This is a genomic window from Hymenobacter rigui (genome assembly GCF_003944715.1).
In the GTDB taxonomy this organism is placed as follows: Bacteria; Bacteroidota; Bacteroidia; order Cytophagales; family Hymenobacteraceae; genus Hymenobacter; species Hymenobacter rigui.
This window is the reverse complement of sequence record NZ_RWIT01000001.1, coordinates 45,594-65,569: the sequence shown is the minus strand read 5'-3', so window position 1 is coordinate 65,569 and position 19,976 is coordinate 45,594. Positions and strand designations below refer to the sequence as shown.

General features: G+C 62.1%; 10 protein-coding genes. 5 read left to right on the top strand and 5 right to left on the bottom strand.

Annotation, left to right across the window (positions count from 1 at the left end; translation table 11 throughout):
* Positions 1-52 precede the first annotated feature (52 nt).
* The 3 genes from EI291_RS00180 to moeB all read right to left on the bottom strand — a co-directional run bounded on the left by EI291_RS00180 (position 53) and on the right by moeB (position 4,070).
* Complete coding sequence (locus tag EI291_RS00180; RefSeq protein ID WP_125417253.1) at positions 53-1,495, bottom strand: S41 family peptidase; 1,443 nt, start codon at positions 1,493-1,495, stop codon at positions 53-55.
* Positions 1,496-1,587: 92 nt separating this feature from the next.
* Entirely contained in the window at positions 1,588-2,751 is a 1,164-nt protein-coding gene (locus EI291_RS00175; protein ID WP_125417252.1) for a putative sulfate/molybdate transporter, read from the bottom strand.
* Between the two features lie 209 nt (positions 2,752-2,960).
* Positions 2,961-4,070: a molybdopterin-synthase adenylyltransferase MoeB gene (moeB, locus tag EI291_RS00170; RefSeq protein ID WP_125417251.1), complete on the bottom strand. Its 1,110-nt coding sequence runs from the start codon at positions 4,068-4,070 to the stop codon at positions 2,961-2,963.
* A gap of 244 nt (positions 4,071-4,314) precedes the next feature.
* Between moeB and fdhD the strand changes: the two genes are divergently transcribed.
* From fdhD to EI291_RS00155, 3 genes are all read left to right on the top strand, one after another.
* Positions 4,315-5,199: a formate dehydrogenase accessory sulfurtransferase FdhD gene (gene fdhD, locus EI291_RS00165; RefSeq protein WP_240635311.1), complete on the top strand. Its 885-nt coding sequence runs from the start codon at positions 4,315-4,317 to the stop codon at positions 5,197-5,199.
* 120 nt (positions 5,200-5,319) lie between these two features.
* Complete coding sequence (locus EI291_RS00160) at positions 5,320-5,646, top strand: DUF7009 family protein (RefSeq protein WP_125417250.1); 327 nt, start codon at positions 5,320-5,322, stop codon at positions 5,644-5,646.
* Positions 5,647-5,691: 45 nt separating this feature from the next.
* Positions 5,692-8,241: an FdhF/YdeP family oxidoreductase gene (locus EI291_RS00155; RefSeq protein ID WP_125417249.1), complete on the top strand. Its 2,550-nt coding sequence runs from the start codon at positions 5,692-5,694 to the stop codon at positions 8,239-8,241.
* Positions 8,242-8,312: 71 nt separating this feature from the next.
* Here EI291_RS00155 and tamL read toward each other — a convergent pair whose 3' ends face one another.
* Both tamL and EI291_RS00145 read right to left on the bottom strand, forming a co-directional pair.
* On the bottom strand, positions 8,313-10,733 hold the full coding sequence (tamL, locus tag EI291_RS00150; protein ID WP_170172436.1) for a translocation and assembly module lipoprotein TamL: 2,421 nt from the start codon (positions 10,731-10,733) through the stop codon (positions 8,313-8,315).
* 122 nt (positions 10,734-10,855) lie between these two features.
* Entirely contained in the window at positions 10,856-16,342 is a 5,487-nt protein-coding gene (locus tag EI291_RS00145; protein WP_125417247.1) for a translocation/assembly module TamB domain-containing protein, read from the bottom strand.
* A 208-nt stretch (positions 16,343-16,550) separates the two neighbouring features.
* Here EI291_RS00145 and EI291_RS00140 point away from each other — a divergent pair, with 208 nt between their 5' ends.
* Positions 16,551-16,982 (top strand): carboxypeptidase-like regulatory domain-containing protein, encoded by a 432-nt coding sequence (locus EI291_RS00140; RefSeq protein WP_125417246.1) that lies wholly within the window; start codon positions 16,551-16,553, stop codon positions 16,980-16,982.
* A 231-nt stretch (positions 16,983-17,213) separates the two neighbouring features.
* Positions 17,214-19,949: a 4-alpha-glucanotransferase gene (locus tag EI291_RS00135; RefSeq protein ID WP_125417245.1), complete on the top strand. Its 2,736-nt coding sequence runs from the start codon at positions 17,214-17,216 to the stop codon at positions 19,947-19,949.
* Positions 19,950-19,976: the final 27 nt, after the last annotated feature.

Genomic DNA, 19,976 nt, shown 5'->3' with positions numbered 1-19,976 from the left:
TCAACAAGTAGCTGACAGCACCACCCGGCATGGCCTGAGCAGCCTGGGCTACTTACTTCCGCCGGTACCACGCCCGCACCTGTTCTACGGCATCGGGGGCCTGCGGATTGAGGCGCACGGCGGGCGCAATACCTACGCCATCAATGCCTTCCTGCTGGTCGAGGCGAAAGCTGCGGGAGGTGGCCCAGCCCAGGGTAAGCCGGTAGCAGGAAAGCGGCTGGAACTGCATATTGGCGTAGTCGAGCACCCCGGCGCTGTTTTCGCCAAACAGCGTTGTTTTCCGGCTCTGACGGGCTTCCAGCAGAAACTGCTCGGTAGTGCTGGCGCAGTTGCGGTTCTGCAGCACGGCCACGCGGGCTACTTCGGGATGCTGGTGTGACTGGCGGCGGAGGCTGGTGCGCTGGCCGTTGCGCCGTTGCGGTACCAACTCGCCTACATGCGCATTCAGGCGGCGCTGCAGTCTGGCAAAGTAGCGCTTCTCCAACCAGCTCATATCGGGGTAGAGGGTGCCGCTGTACTTGCGGTTGTTGTCAGGGGTAGAAAGCAGCGCCGCCCCTACTTCACGCACGGGTTGGGTGTAGAGGTAGGGCGTAAGGGAGCGGTAGCTGCCATCGGAGCCGCCGCCATTGCCGCGCAGATCCAGAATCAGCAGGCGGGTGTGCCGCAGGTCGGCCGCGTGGGCTTTGGTGAGGCTGTCGATGCGGGGGCGGTACTGGCCGTCGAAGGAAGCAATACGGTACAGGGCCGTGGTATCATCCAGCATCCGGAAGCTGAATGGGGCCGGCACAGTTGGTAGCCTGGCCGGCCGGGGGTACGTGCGGTACCAGCTCGTTCCCTGCATATCCAGCTGGCCATCGGCAGCCAGCACAACGGCGCGTGGCTGCGCCTCATGGTTGCGCATGTAGTACGTGGCCTGGCCCGGGGCCGCGGCGGAGGGGGCCCGAAAGGTAAACTTCACCTGCCCGGGCATCCACCACAGGCTGTCGGCGCGCAGCACGAAGCCTTGGTACCGGCCATCGGGAGCCTGCGCAATGCCCACGGCGTAATCGTTGCCAGCGTCGCGCCAGATGCCTTCCAGCGGCTGCTTGGGCCGGGTAGGGTCGTCGAGGTAAGCGCGGAAAGAGGCGCGCGTCCAGGGCAGCCGTTCCGTAGCCGCGTAACGCGCCCGAATGGCCACGGAGTCTACCGTCGGCACCTGGTCGTTGCGCAGGGCCAGGTGCCCATCCCGAAAAAACGTGAGCCATTGATACAGTACAACCCCGCAATTGGCGGCCCGGACCGTATCGGTGCGGGCCCGCACCAAGGCCGTAAGCGAATCGAGACGCGGCTGGGTGGCGGGCGTTACTTTGTCGCGGTAGCCGGCGTAGTTGGTGGCAATAAGCTGCCGCATCTGCTCAAAATCCTGCCGGCAGCCGCACGCGGCCGGGGCAGTTTGCGCGGCGGCAGAAACGGATAGCAGCGCCAGCAGCAACCAAACGGAGGTAATTCGAAGCATAGCGGCAAGTCAGTGGATAGGTTGTAACACCTGCGCAGATGCGGATGCCTGACTTTCCGTTGCCCACGCCCCGACTATTTTTTGCCTGCTCCTTACTTGCCCAGCCCTACCCAACCGCGCTGCATGGCATAGTACAGCGCCGTGCCCACCAGCAGGCCCACCAGGTATCCATACGGCAGCCCGCTGCATAACAGCCCCACCAGCAATGCCAGCAATAAGTCGGAGCGGGAGCCGGCAATATCGCGCAGCAGGGTGGCCAGCGTGAGGGCTTCAAACAGCAGTAGCACCCCCAGAATGGGCAGCGGGAAAATCTGGACAATCTGTTGGAAACCCTGGCTGAACCCCAGGCCTAGCACCAGAAACAGCACCCCATACAACACCACCGAGCCGCCCGTGCGCCCCCCAAACGTGTAGTGCCCCACCATGCCGCCCGAGCCGTGGCACACCGGAAACCCGCCCAGAAACGGGTTCAACAGGTTCATGAGGCCGTAGGTGAAGCTGATTTGCCGCACCGTAAGGGGCCGCTCCGGGAAATAATCTTCCACCACCTGCCGGGTGGCCAGTACCGAGTTGCCCAGGGAAAGCGGAATCTGGGGCAACGCCAGCAGCACGGCCCCGGTCAGGATATCGGGCCACTGCGGTACGTGCCAGCCAGGCAGGTGCAGGCCAATGGCCCGGTGCGCAGTAGCTACATCCAGCTTGAAAAGCAGGCCATAGGTGACGCCCAATGCCAGCACGGCCAGGGCGGCCGGCCAGCGCCGGTTGCCCAGCAGCACCACCGTTACCAGAAACGCCGCCGCCGCCAGCGCAAACCCGGCCACGCCATCGGCAGGCACATACTCTTTGAGCGCCAGTGTAGCCAGCTGCAACGCCAGCCCAAACTGAATGCCCCGGATAACGGCCTTGGGCACCAATCGGGCCAGGGCGTCAATCAACCCGGTTACGGAGAGCAGCAGCATGCTCACTCCAATAGCCAGCCCGCCCCCGAAAATGATGCGGCCGGGAATTTTCTGGGCAATAACCAGGGCGGCAAACGCTTTGAGCGGCTGCACCGGCATCGGCATCCCGTACCACAGCCCCGAAAACACCTGCATCAGCCCGAACATCACCAGCACCCCGGCGCTGTCCATGCCGGAGGCCGCAATGATGCCGATGAGCAGGGGCAAATCGGTACCCAAATCACCGAACGCACCCGCCAGCTCATTTCGATCAAAGCGGATACGGGGACGGGGCGGCGGGGTAACGGTAAGCGGCATGGAGAACTGGCAGAAGGCGTAAAGACGCGTATTCGCGTCCGGTCGTTGTGTAAGTTGCTTAATTGGCACCGTTTGGCGAGGCCCCAATTGATGTGGAACGTCATGCTGAGCGAAGTCGAAGCATCTCTACCGCTTCGTTGCACTGATAACTGATTGCCCTCGGGAGAGATGCTTCGACTTCGCTCAGCATGACGTTCTTATTCTACCAATCATCTCACCACCTCATCACCCATAGCCGCATCTTCCCAGGCCAGAATGCCACCTTCCAGGTTGATGAGGTTAGCCAGGCCGAACTCCGTTTGCAGCCGCTCAATGGCCTGGGTGCTGCGCCGGCCGGAGCGGCAGTACACCACCACCGGATGCTGCTTGGGCAGGGTAGCTACACCTTTTTCCAACGTACTCAGGGGTAGCAGAGTGGCGTTGGGCAGGTGGCCGGCGGCGTACTCGTGGGGCTCCCGCACATCCAGCAGGAAAGGCGGCTGGGCTGAAGCCAGCTGCGCCTGCAGTTCCGCCGCCGAAACACTGCGCACGGGTACTCCGCACAGGTCGGCGTAGTCAGTGCGGTTGGCGGTATCCAGCGTAATGGCGGCCTGCTCGGGGCGGCGGGCAAACTTCAGGGTGCGGGTCTGGAAAGTCAGCGCATCAAACAGCCAGAGCCGGCCGCTGAGCACCTCCCCAATACCCAGCAGCACCTTCAGCGCCTCGGTGGCCTGGGCCGTGCCCACCAGGCCGGGCAGCACGCCCAGCACGCCGGTAGCGTCGCAGTTGGGGGCTTCAGCGGCGGATGGGGGCTGTGGAAACAGGCAGCGGTAGGTGGGCCCGCCCTGGTAGTTAAACACGGAAACCTGGCCTTCAAACTTGTAGATGGCCCCGGAAACCAATGGCTTGCCCAGCAATACGCAGGCGTCGTTGAGCAGGTAGCGGGTGGGGAAGTTGTCGGAGCCGTCAATGACCAGGTCGAACTTGCTCACCAGCTCGCGCACGTTGCCCAGCGTGGCCCGGCAGCCGTACACCTCTGTGTGGACCAACGGGTTGATGCGGCGCACGGCGCGGGCGGCGGTTTCGGCTTTGGGCCGGCCCAGGTCGGCGGGGCCGTACAGAATCTGCCGCTGCAGGTTGCTGCGGTCCACTTTGTCGGCATCCACAATGCCCAGCGTACCCACGCCGGCGGCCGCCAGATACTGCAGAATGGGGCAGCCCAGGCCACCAGCTCCCACCACCAGCACGCGGGCGGCTTTCAGCTTTTCCTGACCGGCCTCCCCAATTTCGGGCAGCTGCAAATGGCGACGGTAGATGTGGCGTTCTTCGGAAGTAAGCATGGCGGAGTGGTGAGGAGCAACGGAGGGCCGGGGCAGGCAGGCGGCAGATGGCAGAACAGCCGAAAGCCCGGAACCGGCCGCAAAGAACCGGGTTTGCTTTCACCTCGTCACGTCGCCGCTTCAGCGCCAGGCGGCACTTCCCTGCTCTCAAACTTACTTCCGCCCCCGAAGGTTAACCCACTATACCACCGCCCCCGTCGCCGGTGCGTACAGCCTGCTGATTTCATCCGTTTTTCCCGCTGCCGTGTCTGCTCCCGTTTTTCTGCCCCCCACCAGCTACGAATACACCACCGTGCACCGCTTGCAGGGTACCACTGTCGCGGAGGCTTCCGATGTGCTGGCCGCTGAGGAGCCGCTGGAAATCCGGGTAGGCTACGGGCCGGCCGCCGAGCGGCAGCACCGCACCCTGAGCATCACTATGCGCACGCCGGGTCACGATTTTGAGCTGGCGGCCGGGTTTCTGTTCACGGAAGGCATCATCCGCAGCCGACAGGAGCTGCAGGGCATACTCTATTGCCCCGATGTGGAAAAGGAGGAGGAGCGCGAAAACGTGGTGCGCGCCGAGCTGGCCCCCTCCGCCCTTCCCGACCTGCCCCGGCTGGAACGCCATTTCTACACCAGCAGCAGCTGCGGCGTATGCGGCAAAACCAGCATCGAGGCCGTACACGCGGCGGCCTGCCCGGTGCTGCCCGGCAGCGGCCCACACGTCGCTGCCGGCATTATTCACCAACTGCCCGAGCGGCAGCGGGAGGCCCAGGCCTTGTTTGAGCAGACTGGGGGCCTGCATGCGGCGGCGCTGTTCTCGCCGGAAGGTGAATTGCTGCTGCTGCGCGAAGACGTGGGCCGGCACAACGCCCTCGATAAAGTAATTGGCGCGGCCTTGTTGCAGGAAATGCTGCCGCTGCACAGTTCTGTGCTGCTGGTGAGCGGCCGGGCCTCGTTTGAGCTGGTGCAGAAAGCGGCCATAGCGGGCATTCCGGTGCTGGCCGCCGTGGGTGCCCCCTCGTCCCTGGCGGTATCCGCCGCCCGCGACTTTGGCATGACGCTCTGCGGCTTCGTGCGCCAGAACCGCTACAACGTGTACTCTCATCCCTGGCGAATTGTGAATGAGACAGATGGCAACGTCTAAATCGTTTGAAGTACCAAGCGTTGATAAAGTCCTTCGCTCCGTTCAGGTTGACAATTGAGTCTTCTTGTTTCCCATCAGCTTACCGCCTAGCCGCTCACCCGCCTACCTTCCTACCCTACCATGAAGCTCCGCCTCGAAGACAATACGCTCCGTCTGCGCCTCGACCCACCCGAAGTGGATACGTTTCGGGAGCAGGGCCGGCTGGAAACGGTGGTTCCGTTAGGCCCGGCCACCTTTGAGCAACTTACGTATAGCCTAGAGCGTGATGCTGCGGCGTCCGCGCTTGGGGTACGCTACGAGGCGGGCCACATCCGGGTACTGCTGCCGGCTGCCGTAGCCGACACTTGGACCTCCACGGATGAAGTCAGCCTGCGCGGCACCACCGATGTTGCCCGTAACCACGTACTGCATATTTTGGTAGAGAAAGATCTGGGGTGCAAGCACTAACGCCCCGGCTTGCCTGCCTCACCACCGCCATTTCCACCCCGCATCATGGAAGAGTCACCCGCCCACGACCCCAGCAAAGCTGGTAAATCGGAACAGCAACGAGCTGAGAACAAACCTCGCAGCGGGGAGCGGCCCGACCAGGGCGAGGCCCCGGCCCCCGACCATTACCGCCCCGATCCGCAACACGAACGAGACGAAAGCATGATACCCGCCCCCGACGTCGCCAACGCCAAATACCACAACCCCATTCTGGCCCAGCCGCCGGAGGCTCTCACCGGCCTGCGCCTGGAGGAGCGCGCCAAAGTAGCCGCCGGCGTCACGGCCGTACTCAAGAGCATGGAGTTCAGCTGGAGCGAGGGCGGCGTGAACCGCGGCACCCGGGGCCTGCTGAACATGAACCAGAAGGACGGCTTCGACTGCTCCAGCTGCGCCTGGCCCGACCCGGACGACCACCGCTCGGTGGCCGAGTTCTGCGAGAACGGCGCCAAAGCCACCGCCTCGGATGCCGACGATAAAGCCGCCGGCCCGGAGTTTTTCGCCAAGCATAGTCTGGCCCAGCTTTCCCAGATGACCGACCGGGACCAGAACAACGCCGGCCGCCTCACCCACCCCATGGTAAAGCGCCCCGGCGACAACCATTACTCGCCCATTGCCTGGCCTGATGCGTTCCAGCTGATTGCTGACAACCTGAACTCACTGGCTTCGCCCAACGAGGCTGTGTTCTACACCTCGGGCAAAGTGCCCAACGAGCCAGCCTTCCTGTTCCAGCTGTTTGCCAAGCTACTGGGCACCAACAACCTGCCCGACTGTTCCAACATGTGCCACGAGAGCAGCGGCGCTGCCCTGAGCCCCACGCTGGGCCTGGGCAAGGGCTCCGTCACGCTCAATGATATTCACGAGGCAGAGGTCATCCTCATCATCGGGCAGAACCCCGGTACCAATCACCCGCGCATGCTCACGGCTTTGCAGAAGGCCAAGCAGAACGGAGCCAAAATCATTTCGGTGAACCCGCTGCCGGAAGCGGGTCTGATGGCGTTCAAGAATCCGCAGGATTTCATGAACCCCTTCAAGGCGCTGGGCGCGTTGCTGGGCGACGGCACGCAGATTACCGACCTGTTCCTGCAGGTGCGCGTGGATGGCGACATGGCCCTGCTGCGCGGCATCATGAAGCACCTGTTTGAGGCAGAGGACCGCAACCCCGGCCAGGTAGTTGACCGGCCGTTCATCGACAAGTACACCACCGGTTTCGAGTCGTTCGAGCAGAACATTCGCAACACCAGCTGGGAGGATATTGAGGAGCTGAGCGGCATTTCGCGCGGGCAGCTGCTGGAGGCGGCCAACATCATTGCCACCAAGCAAAAGATTGTAACCTGCTGGGCTATGGGCGTTACCCAACAGCGCCAGGGCGTGCAGACCATTCAGGAAATCGTGAACCTGCAGCTGATGAAGGGCGCCATTGGCAAGCCCGGCGCGGGTACCTGCCCGGTGCGCGGCCACTCCAACGTGCAGGGCGACCGGACGATGGGCGTGTGGGAGCAACCCACCAAGGAATTCCAGGATTCGCTGGCGAAGGAGTTCAACTTCCAGCCGCCCTACGAGCACGGCTACGACACCGTGGAGGCCATCAAGGCCATGTACAAGGGCAAAACCAAGGTATTCTTCAGCTTGGGCGGTAACCTGCTGGCCGCCGGCCCCGATACTGAGATAATTGCCGAGGGCATGCGCAAGCAGAAGCTCACCGTGTTTGTGGGCACCAAGCTCAACCGGGGCCACCTCACCACCGGCGAAACCAGCCTGCTACTGCCCTGCTTCACCCACGCCGACGTGGACATGCAGAAGTCGGGCCACCAGATGACCTCCTGCGAAAACTCGATGGGGGTGGTGAGCCAGAACAAGGGCGTACTGGTGCCGTTGGAAGGCCAGATGATGAGCGAAGTAGCCATCCTGTGCGGCATGGCCATTGCCACCTTCGGCAACAGGATCAACATCGACGACTGGGTAGCCATGACGGAGAACTACGACGTTATCCGGGATCACATCAGCCGGGTGATTCCGGGCTTCGAGAATTTCAACGAGAAGCTGCGCCGCCCCGGCGGGTTCTACCTGCCTAACGGCCCGCGGGACCGGAAATTCACCACCAAAAACGGCAAGGCCAACTTTAGCACCACCGAGCTGGAGAAGTACACCCACGAGCCCGACCAGCTCATCCTGATGACGGTGCGCAGCCACGACCAGTTCAACACCACCATCTACGACTACAACGACCGATACCGGGGCGTGTACGGCGAGCGGCGGGTGCTGTTCATGAACGAGCAGGACATGGCCGACCGGGGCCTCAAGGCTAAGGACCTCATCGACATTACCAGCCACTTCAAAGGCGAAAAGCGGACAGTGGAGAAGTTCATTACCGTACCCTACGATATTCCGAAGGGCAACGTAGCGGCTTACTTCCCCGAGGCCAACCCGCTGGTACCGGTAGGCAGCGTAGCCAAAACCAGCAACACGCCTACCTCCAAGTACGTGGTAGTAACCGTGGTACCCGCCCACAAAACGGTAGGTGCGCCGGTAGAAGTACGCATGGCGGCGGAGGCGTAAACAGCCGGTACAGACCAACATAAAAAAGCCCGACTACAGCAGTGTAGTCGGGCTTTTTTATGTTGGCGCTATTAGAATGGGTAGCCAATAGCAATGTTCAGACGACCTACTCCCAGGTCCTGCTTGTTGAAGGACTGGTTGAGGCTGGGGCGCACTACCTCATTGTTGGTGTAAGGCACCCGCAGCGGATAGGCGTAATCGAAGCGGATAACGAAGAACTGCACATCAATACGAATACCGGCCCCGGCCCCTACGGCCAGCTCTTTCAGGAAGCTGCTGGGCGAGAACTGCCCGTTTTTGCCGTCGGGGTTGCCATCCTTATCCACCGTAATGCGGCTGGGGTCCTGGTTGATCAGCCAGATATTGCCGGCATCCACGAACAAAGCTCCTTTCACGTAGGGGAACAGATCCTGGCGGTATTCGGCATTGGCCTCAATGCGCATATCGCCCACCTGGTCGTAGAACGAGCTGTTTTCGGAGGCAATGGGCGCGCGGTAGGTTCCCGGCCCCAGGCCCCGAGCGGCAAAGGCCCGCACGCTGTTGGGGCCGCCAATACCGTACTGTTTCAGGTAAGGCAGCACCCGGGAGTTCTGGTAGGGCAGGCCCGCCCCAATCAACAGCCGGGTAGCCAGCTTGTTGCCGCTGCTGGGGTTGGCGCTGGTGCGGAAGTAGTTGCGGAACTCCAGGTCCACCTTGGTGTACTGGGCAAATTGCTGGCTGAGCAGGGTGTACGCCTGGCTGCCATCCTCGTTGGTAATGCGGGGCTGCCCGGTTCGGGAGCTGATTAAGTAAGCCAGGTTACCGGCTACCTCAATGCCTCCGCTGAAATACACCTGGTTGCGACGCTGCTCCAGAGTTTGCTCGTTATAGGTATAACGGTAGGAGCTGGCCAGGATAAACTGCTGCCGAAACGAGTTAGCCAGAAAAGGCCGGGCCGTGAGTAAGGAGTCGAATGCCCGACTGGTATTGCTCAGGCGCAGGTACTGCACGTCAATAGGGCGCAGCTCATGCTCGTTGGTGAGGCGGTTTTTCCAGGTATAGCCGTAATTCAGGTTAAATGCCTGCTGAGTGAAGGCATCGAGGCGGGTAACCGTTTTGGCCCCGGCCCCAAACGTAGTGCGCGGCTGGAAGTCGGAGTTTTTCAGCCGGATATCAAAGGGCGGGGTGATAAGGCGGGGTACTACCAGCTGCGCAGTGGCCCCCAGCTCATAGCTGGTAAGGCCGATGGTGTTGGCGTTGCTCTGCGTCTGGTTTTCGAAGGTACCGGTTATGTTCACCAGCAGCTGCTCGGCCCCGCGCAGCGCCGAGCGGTTGCGGAACTGCACCTGGAAACCGGGACCCGTGAAACCGTTGGATTTGCTCACCAGCAGCACCTCGGCCCGCAGGCTTTTCTTGGGCAACTGGGTCATGCGCACGTAGGAGTTCAGGAAGCCGTAGCCGGCCGAGTCAGCCTTCTGGCGGGCGGGTCGGAAGCCGATATCCACGTACTTGAAGGTTCCCAGGCTCATCAGGCGGCTCAGCGTCTGGTCCTGGCGGCGGCGGCGGTACAGGCTGTCGGGGTACAGAAATACGGCGTTGGTAATGGCCTTTGCCTTGAATATCTTCTCATCGGGGTAGTAGATGTACCCTTGGTACCGGATGGGCCGCTCGCTTACTGTCGTATCATTCAGGGTGTAATCGGTGTTGAGCCGCACCCGATTGAGCACATACGGCTTGGCCGCCTGCTCCGGCGTCTTGCCCTTGATTTTCAGGTACACGTTCACCTGATTGTTCAGGGTGCTGTCAACCTGAAACAGAATGTAATCGGGGTTGAAGTAGTAGAACCCCTGGTTCTTCACGGCCTGGTCGATGCGGAGTCGCTCGTTGGTGAAGGTTTGCAGGCTGTACGGGTCACCCACTTTCAGCAGCGAGGCCGCCTGGGTGGCACGCACGGCCCGGGGCAGCAGGGAGTCGCCTTCGGGGAAGTGAATTTCCTTGATGGTGTAGGGCCGGCCCACCGTGGCCGTGTAATCAACGGAAGCGGCCTGACCCTTCACCTGCACTTTGCTGTGCACCACCGGCTGGAAGTAGCCGTTGTTGTAGAGGCGATTCACCATCAGCCCTTTCACCTTCTGGGTATCCACTTGGCTCAGTAGCACGGGCTTCTCGCCATATTTGTTGGCCAGCCAGTGGCCCAGGCCCTTGGTTTTGCCCTCGCCCATGTGCCAGAAGTACAGCTTGGGCCGCAGCCCCAGGAAGGAGGCATTGGGCTTGGGCGTAATCACGCCCGTCAGCTCCGTAGTCAGCTCGGCTTCCTTGGGAATAGGGCTGGCCGATTTCACCTTCACTGTGCTGCCTGTGTAGAGCTTGCTGCCTTCCGGAATGAACTTGGTACCCGAGCAGGCCGCCAGCAGCAGCATGCTGCCCAGCGCCAGCCACCGCCGGACCTCACCCCCCGGCCCCCTCTCCTCGGGGAGAGGGGGAGCCTGACGATTGATATCGGCAGTTCTCATGGTTGATAAAGAGGTAGGTCGAGAGAAAAGCATGCGGTAGATGTTCAGAACAGATAATCGTTAGGCTTCCCCCTCTTCCCGATGCTTCGCGCATCAAGCGAACCGGGGGCCGGGGGGTGAGGTTACCGCCGGGTAGAATCGGGGCGGGAAACCGGACGGGTGGCGCGCCGGGCCGAGTCGGGCCGGGTCGTGGGGCGCTGACGCAGGGAATCGGGGCGGGTGTTGGGAGCGGCGTTGGTGGAGTCGCGGCCGGCGCGGCGGTCCTGGCGGCGGCGGCGGCTTTCCAGCTTCACTTCCTCCTTCACGTTGTTATCAATGCCCTTGAACAGGTCGGCCAGGGTCTGGTAGTCGCGCTGGAAGATGAGCGAGGCGCCGGTGCGTACAAACTGCCCGTCAATGTCGCCGTAGGCGTTGTTGCGGAAGGCTCGTAGGCGGATGCGGCCATTGGCCAGCACGTTGTACTCCACGCTCACGTCACCGGCAAAGGCGCTTACGCCGGCCCCATTCTGGCCGGTGCTGGCCTGGTTGCCGCCGCCCAGGGGCACATCGGTACCCAAGCGCACGGTGAGGCGGTTGTTGAGCAGCTGGCGGCGCACGGCCACGTTCAAGTCGGTGCGGGTTTTCTCCTGGCCGCTGCTGAAGTCGGCGTAGGAGTTCACACCCAGCTCCACGCCCAGGTTGGAGAGGTAGGAGCCGGTGAGGTTGTTGAGCTGCTGGGTAAGCACCTGACTGGCCGAGCCGCGCAGCTGCTGGGCCACTAGATTGCCACTGCTGCTGCGGAAGGGGTCATCGGCCAGGAAGCGGCCCAGCACAAGCAGCGAGAACACCTGCTTGTTCAGCTCGCTTTCCTGGGAAGGCTGGCGCAGCTGGGTGAGGCGGGCCTCAATAGGGCCGCGCAAATCGGAGCGCGCCTCTTCAGGCAGCCGGATATCGAACCCGATGATGGGCTTGAGCAGCTCGCCGGTTACTTTGAGGTCCACTACAAACGGCAGGGCGTTGCGGCCCAGCGCGTTCAGGGTTTCATCGGTAGTACCCTGGGCCGAAATCAGCTCGGCGGGGGCGGCGCGCACGTTGTAGAGGGCCGTTACGTTAGCCTGCCCGTTATACGGGTCGCCGCTCCAGGTAATGGAGGAGCCCGGTGCAATATCGAATTCCCGCGAAGCCAGGTCGTAGAGCGACATCTGGTACTTGCCCTTGGTCACGTCGAGGCGGCCGGTGAGGGTGATGGTACCGGCGGGGTCGATGGCCGTGTTGAGCGTGCCGTTGGCCTGCACCTTCAGGTTGTCGCCCGAGGCCTCATCCACCACAATGGTGAAGGGCGTGTTGTCGGTTACCGTTACCACGGCCTGAATGTCGTAGCTGCCGGCCGTCTGAACGGTATCCAGAGCCAGCTGCCGGGCCAGCATGGTATCGATGGGCGCACTCTTGTCGATGAACTCCACAATACCGTCGCGCTCCACTTTCACCGGGTCGTCGGTGGGGATGCCCACGAACAGGTTGGAGCCATCGGCCACGCGGGCCCGGGTGCGCACCACCGGCAGGTTCAGGGAGCCGGTAATGCGAGAATCGGAATCCACGAACAGCTTGCCCCAGAACAGGTTGTTCTCGCGGCGGGAGCTTTGCACGGCCAGGAAGTTTTCGGTGGTGGCTTGCAGGTTGAAGCGGAAATCCGACACGTAATCGGTAGTCAGCACCTGCCCGTTGATGATGGCCTGGCTGCCCAGCGAGTCGGTCACGGCAAAGTCGTCGAAGCTGATGCCCCGGTTAGTAAACTCTATTTCCTGCGACTTCAGGAAGAAGGGCGCGCCCAGCTGGCTGAGCGTGAAGGTAGCGTCGGGGGTGGTGGTGAGCGTGCCGTTAATGTCGGGCTTGCTCACCGTGCCCGTTACGGCCAGCTGCCCGGTTACACCGCCGCCCATCTGCTGGAGCTGGCCCAGGGAGAAGGGCTCGATGATTTTCAGATCCAGCCGGTTCACGTTCACGTCGAACTGAATGGGCGAGGGCGGGGTGGCCATGTAGTAGCCCACGGCGCGCACGTCCATGCCCTGCTGGTTGGTGAGGCGGGCATCCACGTTGAAGCGGTCGAGCTCGGGGTTGGTAGCCTGCACGGCCACGTCGCCGATAACGGCCTTGTTGTAGGCGAAGCCGGCCAGGGTGGCATTGGCCGTGAAAGCCTGCTTGGGCTGGCCCAGGCTGTAGGCCACGGCCTGTCCGTTCAGCGTGCCCGCAATCAGCGAGTCCTGGAAGCCGGCGGCCCGGCCCAGAGCGTTGATTTCGAGGTTCTGCATGTTCACCTGCAGCGGGAATTGGGGCCCGGTGAGGGTTTCGAGGCTGAGGCGGCGCTGGTTGCGCGAGAAGCTCACGTTGCGGGCGAAGATGGCCCCGGTGCCGGTGGTGTAACGCAGCTCATTGTCCTGGGGCGTATCCCACTGCTTCTGGTCCAGCATCAGTTTGGGGTCGAAGCGGAACACGTAGGCCTGGCCCTGGCTGAGCACCCGCAGCGCCCCGGCCAGGTTCAGCCGCTCGGCGCTGTCCGACTCGGCAATGCGCAGGCGCGTCCCGATTTCGTTGTTCTGAATGCTGCCCGTAAGACTGGGGTTCGGAATGGTCAGCGTCGTATCCTGGCTCACCTGCCGCAAACCCAGGGCGTAGTCCAACTTCTGCGGGTCGGAGCTGACGTTGAGCTTCAACGAGTCCAGGGCGTAGCCCATATACACAATGCGGCGGATGGCCGTGTTCAGGCGCAGATTGGCCTGGCGGCTGTCGTAGCTGCCGGTGAGCTTAAAGGGCGTAAGGCGCTTGAGGTCGGGTACCAGCTGCTGAATCAGGCGGGGCTGCTTCACGTTGGCCTCGAACGAGAACTGCCGGTACTCACCGCCGGGCCGGAACTGCACGCCGGGCAAGTCAAAATACCTATCAATGTGCTGCTGCAACGCCGTGGCAATGTCGCCCAGACGGGTGTTGCCGCGCAAAGTCACGTCGGCTACCGAGCTGGCAAAATCCACCTCGGTGCGGCCCGTACGCTGCACAATGCGCCCACTCACCGAATCCAGCGCAAACGGCTGGTTGTTGCTCACAATCACGATGCGGCGGCCCGAGAACGTGCCGTTCAGAGTGTTCAAATCGGAACCGCTGAGGTTGGCCGTCAGGTCGCCCTGCACGCGCAGGTCGCCGCCCGAGTAGAAGCCGAGGGCCGTAAGGTTGGCCCCGCGCAGGTTCAGGCGGCCCACGGTGTAGGTGGGATTGGCGGCGTTGCGCAGGTCGATGCTAGCCAGCACGTCCAGGTTCAGGTTGGGGTCGTCCTTGCTGCTGGCCTCCACCACGTAGCGGTTCCGGTCGATGTCCACGTTGGCCGTGATGCCGCGGTAGGTGTAGCCGTTGTAGGTGGCCTGTTGCACGTTGGCTTTCAGCTGGCCCCGCAGCTGGTTGGGGTCGAGGCCACCGCGGCCGGTGAGGGTGCCGTTGGCGGTTACCTTACCAATGGTGGGGTCGTTCAGAAACTTGCCCACGTTGAGGCCCTGGGTGCTGAACACAGCCCGCACCGGCTCCTGGCCCACGGGGCCTTCGCCCACGTTCACCTTGGCGGCCAGGTTGCCGTAGGTGGTGCGGGCCTTCAGATCGGTATCAAACACCAGCGCCGTGGGCCGGCCCCGGAACGTGCCGGTGGCCGAAATGCGCGGCGGCAGGTTGTAGCCTGCCGGAATGGTGCCGGCCGGCAGAATCCCCCGAATATCGGCGGCGGTAGAGGTGAACTCCTTGATATTGAAATCCACGAACAGGCGGCGGTCGGTGTTGGGCAAACCCACCAAGCGGCCGGTGGTGCGGATGCGGGTGCCCTGCAGGCCCTGGAAGTTGATGTTGTTCAGGGCCAGGTTGCTGATGCGGCCTTTCACCTGCCCGCTCATGGTCATGGGGGCATTGGGGTTGATGCCCAGCTCCGGCAGCGTGCCCTTGGGCAGCAGGCTGCGCAGGTCGTTTTCGGTGGTGCGCACGTAGCCCAGGTTCAGATCCAAAATCAGCCGGTCGTCGGTGTTGGGCAGGCCCTGAATGCGGCCCGAGCCGCGCACGATGGAGTTGCGGAAGCCCACGAAGTCCAGGTTCTGCACCCGCACATCACCCAGCCGCCCGCTCACCAGCCCCGAAATCAGGAACGACTGGTTGGGGCCGCTGCTGAACGGGGGCGTATCAATCAGGCTGGGCGTGATATACAGCACGTCGCGGAAGCCCAGGCGGGCCTCACGCAGGTCGCCGTTCAGGCGCAGGTTGGGCAGGTCGTCGGCAATACCAGCCAGGTCTTTATAGCCAATACCGATGCGGCGGCGCAAATGGCTGTGAGGCGTAACCAGGTCGAGGTTATTGAGCTGGATGCGGTGGTCGTCGTAGAGCACATCGGCGGCGGCGCGGGTTACGGCGAAGCCGCTTTGCTCCTGCCCGGCCAGCTGGGTAATGCGGCCAGTGGTGCTGTCGGCCGAGTAACGCAGGTTCTCAGTATTAAGCGTGAGGTTCGTGAACTTCAGGTGGTTGTAGTCCATCCCCTTGATGCGCGTCTTCTGCCGGGGCTCGTTGAAGTTGTCGAAGGCCACGTCCACCCCGCTGATGTCCGACTGCTTCAGCGTCACTACCCAGCTGGCTTCCTGACCGGTGGCGTTTTCCACCGAAGCATTCAGGTCGCGCACGGCTTCGGCGGGGTTCACCACGCGCTGCTCCACCGGCACGTTTTCGTTCTGGGCGTAGGCGAAGGTGGTATTCTTGAGTTTGAGCGTGTTCAGCGCTACCCGGCTGTTTTTCAGGTCGATGTTATCGGCCGTTACGTCGGCCTCGCCGATGCGGGTGCTGATGAACTGGGCCGAAGGGTCGTTCTTGTAACTCAGGCTCACGTTCTGGAGCTGGGCCCGGTTCAGCCCGAATTCCAGCTGCAGGGCGGCCGTATCCTGGGGGGTATCCGGCGGCACCTTGGTCTGCACAATGGTAACGCCGGTATTGCGCAGCGCAGCCTGATCTACTTTATAGGTCGAGCCATCCACGTCTACCTCATCCATGCTCACGGCCAGCTCGCCCACCCGGGTGCGCACGTTCATACCGTCCACCTGGTCGTTGTAGGTAAGCAGGATGTTGGTCAGGCGCAGGTCGCCGATGTTGTATTTGAAGCCCGCCCCGGTAGTATCGGCCGGCGTGGTGGCCACGGCGCTGGTGTCACCGGTGGCAAAGGCTTTCAGAATAAAGTCGTAGTTGCTGATGCTGTCGGGCTCGGTGCGCTTGATGGCCAGCCGGCCGTCGTTCAGCTCCAGACTTTTCAGGTTCACCTGTGAGTTGAGCAGATCCCAGATACCCAAGTCCACTCCCAGGTGGCCCACGGAAAGCAGCGTATCGCCCTTCTGGTCTTCCAGATATACCCCATCAAAGCTGATGGTGTGCTTAAAATCGGAGCGAAACTTCCCGATGCGTACTTCCGTCTGCAGCTTATCGCGCAGGTAATTTTCGGCCTTGCGGGCCACAAAATCCTGCCCAGACGGCGTTTGCACGTATACGTATAAGCCAGCTACTAACAGCAGCACCAGCCCAATCAGGCCCAGCAGGCCATATAAAATACGACGTAGAGTAACTGGCAAAAGGCGAGGTGTGTAAATGAAACTCAGTCAGCCAAACGGGAAAATCGGGGAGCAGGTTGGCCCCTTTGCATTTTAACAACCAGCCTGTGCCATACAGCCACAAAAACCAGCTGCTTACCGACGAGCTTATCCATCGTGTGCGGCAGAGTTGTAGTTTTCGACCATATCACCGCTTCTTCTCCTCACTCACCTCGTTGCTCCATTCCCCATGCTATATCCCACTCGCCTCCGCCCCGCCCTTTGCCGGCCTGCTCTGTTTCTACTGATTCTGACGCTACTGCTGGCCCGGCCCGGCTGGGCACAGCAGAATCCAACTACTCCCTCGGCCCCAGCCAGTGTGCAACTAACCGGCCAGGTGGTCAGCAGCACCGGGCAGCCGCTGGCCGGCGCGGCGGTGGGCGTGGAAGGCCGGAAGCTGATTTCGGCCAGTGCCAACTCCGAAGGTTCTTTCTTGCTGACGCTGCCCGCCAATGAGCCCGTGGTACTATTGGTCAGCTTTCCGGCCCATGAACCACAGCGGGTAGAAATTCGCAGCCCCCTCACCGAGAAGAATCTGCTCATTACGCTGCAGAGTACCGGCAAGCAAACCTCCAAAGCCCTGCGCGCCCGCCAGAAGAAGTACCGGCGTACGGGTGAGTAGTCCACTGATGAGCACTACCTCCTGCGTTACCCCGGACAGTTGGTTACTAAGCACTCACTTTGCGGCAACAAACCGAAAATCAACCCGGCACCAACTACCTGTCAATCGGGCATTAGCTTTGAAAAAAAGCACCCGATTTTACCCCCTTTTTATCCCATTATACGGGCCTGACCGGTGCCGTTTTACCCTATTAAGCAGTATCTTCGGGCCCATTTTATCCGTCAGCCCCCAATGATTCTTCGCTTTACGCTACCCTTCCGCACGGCCTGGGGCCAGCGCCTGGTAGTTTGCGGCTCGCTGCCCAGCCTGGGCCAGTGGAACCTCGACCAAGCCCTGAGCCTGCATTACCAACCTGACTCCGGTATCTGGACCCAGGAAATCAGCCTGCCCGACGACCAGTTGGGTACCGTAGAGTATAAATACGTGCTGCTCGACGACCGGGACGGCGGCAAGCACTGGGAATGGGGTCCGAACCGGGCACTAAACTCCGACGCGGGCCAGTTTACCCGCGTAGTGCTGGAAGACTACTGGCGCGCCCCGGCCCTGCCCGAAAACGAGCTGCATACCGCCGCCTTCACCAAGGCCCTGATGCGCCGTACCACAGCCCCCGCTCCGGCTGCCAAACCGGCCCGGCTGGCTGGCTCAGTGGTGCGCTTTCAGCTTTCGGCTCCGCGCGTAGATTCCGACCATCGGCTCTGCGTACTGGGTTCTGACTCCGCTTTGGGTGCCTGGGATGCCAAAAAAGCCGTGGTGTTGTCGGATGCCGACTACCCGACCTGGACGGCCGATGTGGCCCTGGAAAACCCGGAGCAGACTGCTCAATACAAATACGGTATCTGGGACCCGCGCACCAAGCAGATTCTGCAGCTGGAAGCTGGCGAAGACCGGCTGATTACGGCCAGCCAGGACAAGCGCACGTTGCGTGTGAAGGCCGACGACCAGTTCCGCTACCCTACCGGCAACTGGCGCGGAGCCGGCGTGGCGCTGCCGGTGTTTGCCCTGCGCAGCCGCCAGGGCCTGGGCGTAGGCGAGTTCCCCGACATCAAGCTGCTGGTGGATTGGGCCGTGGCTACCGGCCTCAAGCTGGTGCAGGTGCTGCCCATCAACGACACCGTTGCTACGCATACCTGGGTGGATAGCTACCCCTACGCTGCCATTTCGGTGTTTGCCCTGCACCCGCAGTACCTGAACCTCGATGCTGTGGCCGAGCTCAAGGATGAAGCCGCCCGCGAGGAGCTGGCCCGCCTGCGCGAGGAGTTCAACGCCAAGGATTTCGTGGACTACGAGCCGGTGATGAACACCAAGTGGAAGTTCATCAAGCAGCTCTACCAGCAGGAGAAAGCCAACCTGCTGGCTGACCCCATGTACCAGTTGTTCCGCGACGAGCAGAAGTCGTGGCTGATACCGTACGCGGCCTTCTGCGGTCTGCGTGACCGGTTCGGCACCGCCGACTTCTCGCAGTGGCCCGAGGAATTCCGCTCGCCTGCCGTGGCCGCCGAGCTGGTGCGCGAAGACAACCCCGAGTTTGATGAGTTTGGCGTGCACCTGTTCACCCAGTTCCACCTCGACCGGCAGCTGCTGGATGCCGTGGACTATGCCCGCCAGCACGGCGTGGTGGTGAAAGGTGACCTGCCTATCGGTATTTACCGTCACTCGGTAGATGCCTGGACTCAGCCCGAGCTCTACCACATGCACCAACAGGCCGGTGCCCCACCTGACGATTTCTCGGTGACGGGTCAGAACTGGCGCTTCCCGACCTATAACTGGGAACGGATGGCCGAGGACGGCTACGAGTGGTGGCAGCAGCGCATGGGCCACCTGGCCCGCTACTTCGATGCCCTGCGCATCGACCACATCCTGGGCTTCTTCCGCATCTGGGAGATTCCGGGTCACTCGGTAGAGGGCCTGCTCGGGCACTTCTCGCCTGCTTTGCCGTTGCACCGCCACGAAATTGAACAGCGTGTAGGCTGGTTTGACTACGGCCGCATGTGTGAGCCCTATATCCGCTGGCATATTCTGCAGGAAATCTTCCACGGCCAGGCCCAGAGCGTGTTCGACGAATTCATGGAAGATGCCGGCCACGGCGTCATCCGCCTGAAGGAGCACGTGCGCACCCAGCGCCAGATGGAAGCTGTATTTGCTGAAAAAATCCAGCAGGACCCTGCCAACACTGAGCACTACACCTGGCTGCGCACCGGCCTCTACAAGCTGGCCAACGAGGTACTGTTCGTGCCCGACGACCTGCGTGCCGACTTCTACCACCCCCGCATTACGGTGTACCTGAGCCGCTCCTTTAAAGAGCTGGACGAGCAGACCCGCCCCCGCATGCACGAGGTGTACATCGACTTCTTCTTCCGCCGCCACGAGGACTTCTGGCGTCGCCAGGGCCTGGTGAAACTGCCCGCCGTGCGCTGGGCTACCGATATGCTCATCTGCGGCGAGGACCTGGGCATGGTGCCCGAGTCGGTGCCGGGTGTGATGAAAGCCCTCGGTATTCTGGGCCTCAACATCCAGCGTATGCCCTCCGACCCCACTGTGGAGTTCGGCCACCCCGACGCGGCACCGTACCTGAGCGTGGTGAGCCCCGGCTCGCACGATATGAGCACCGTGCGCGGCTGGTGGGAAGAGGACCGGGAGCAGACTCAGAAGTTCTTTGAAACCATTCTGGGCCACTGGGGCGAGCAGGCACCACAATACTGTGAGCCGTGGGTAGCCCGCGAGGTAACGGTGCAGCACCTGTATTCGCCCGCTATGTGGGCCATCTTCCCGCTGCAGGACCTAATGGCTATGGATGCCCGTCTGCGTCGCCAGGATCCACTGGAGGAGCAGATTAACGTGCCGGCCAACCCTACCCACTTCTGGAAGTATCGTTTCCACATTCCGCTGGAGGAGTTGCGCCAGGAAGCTGGCTTTAATAAAGAAGTGCAGCAACTGGTAAACCAAAGCGGCCGCAACCAGACATATTAACCTGCTGCTAGGTTTCCTGTACACCGG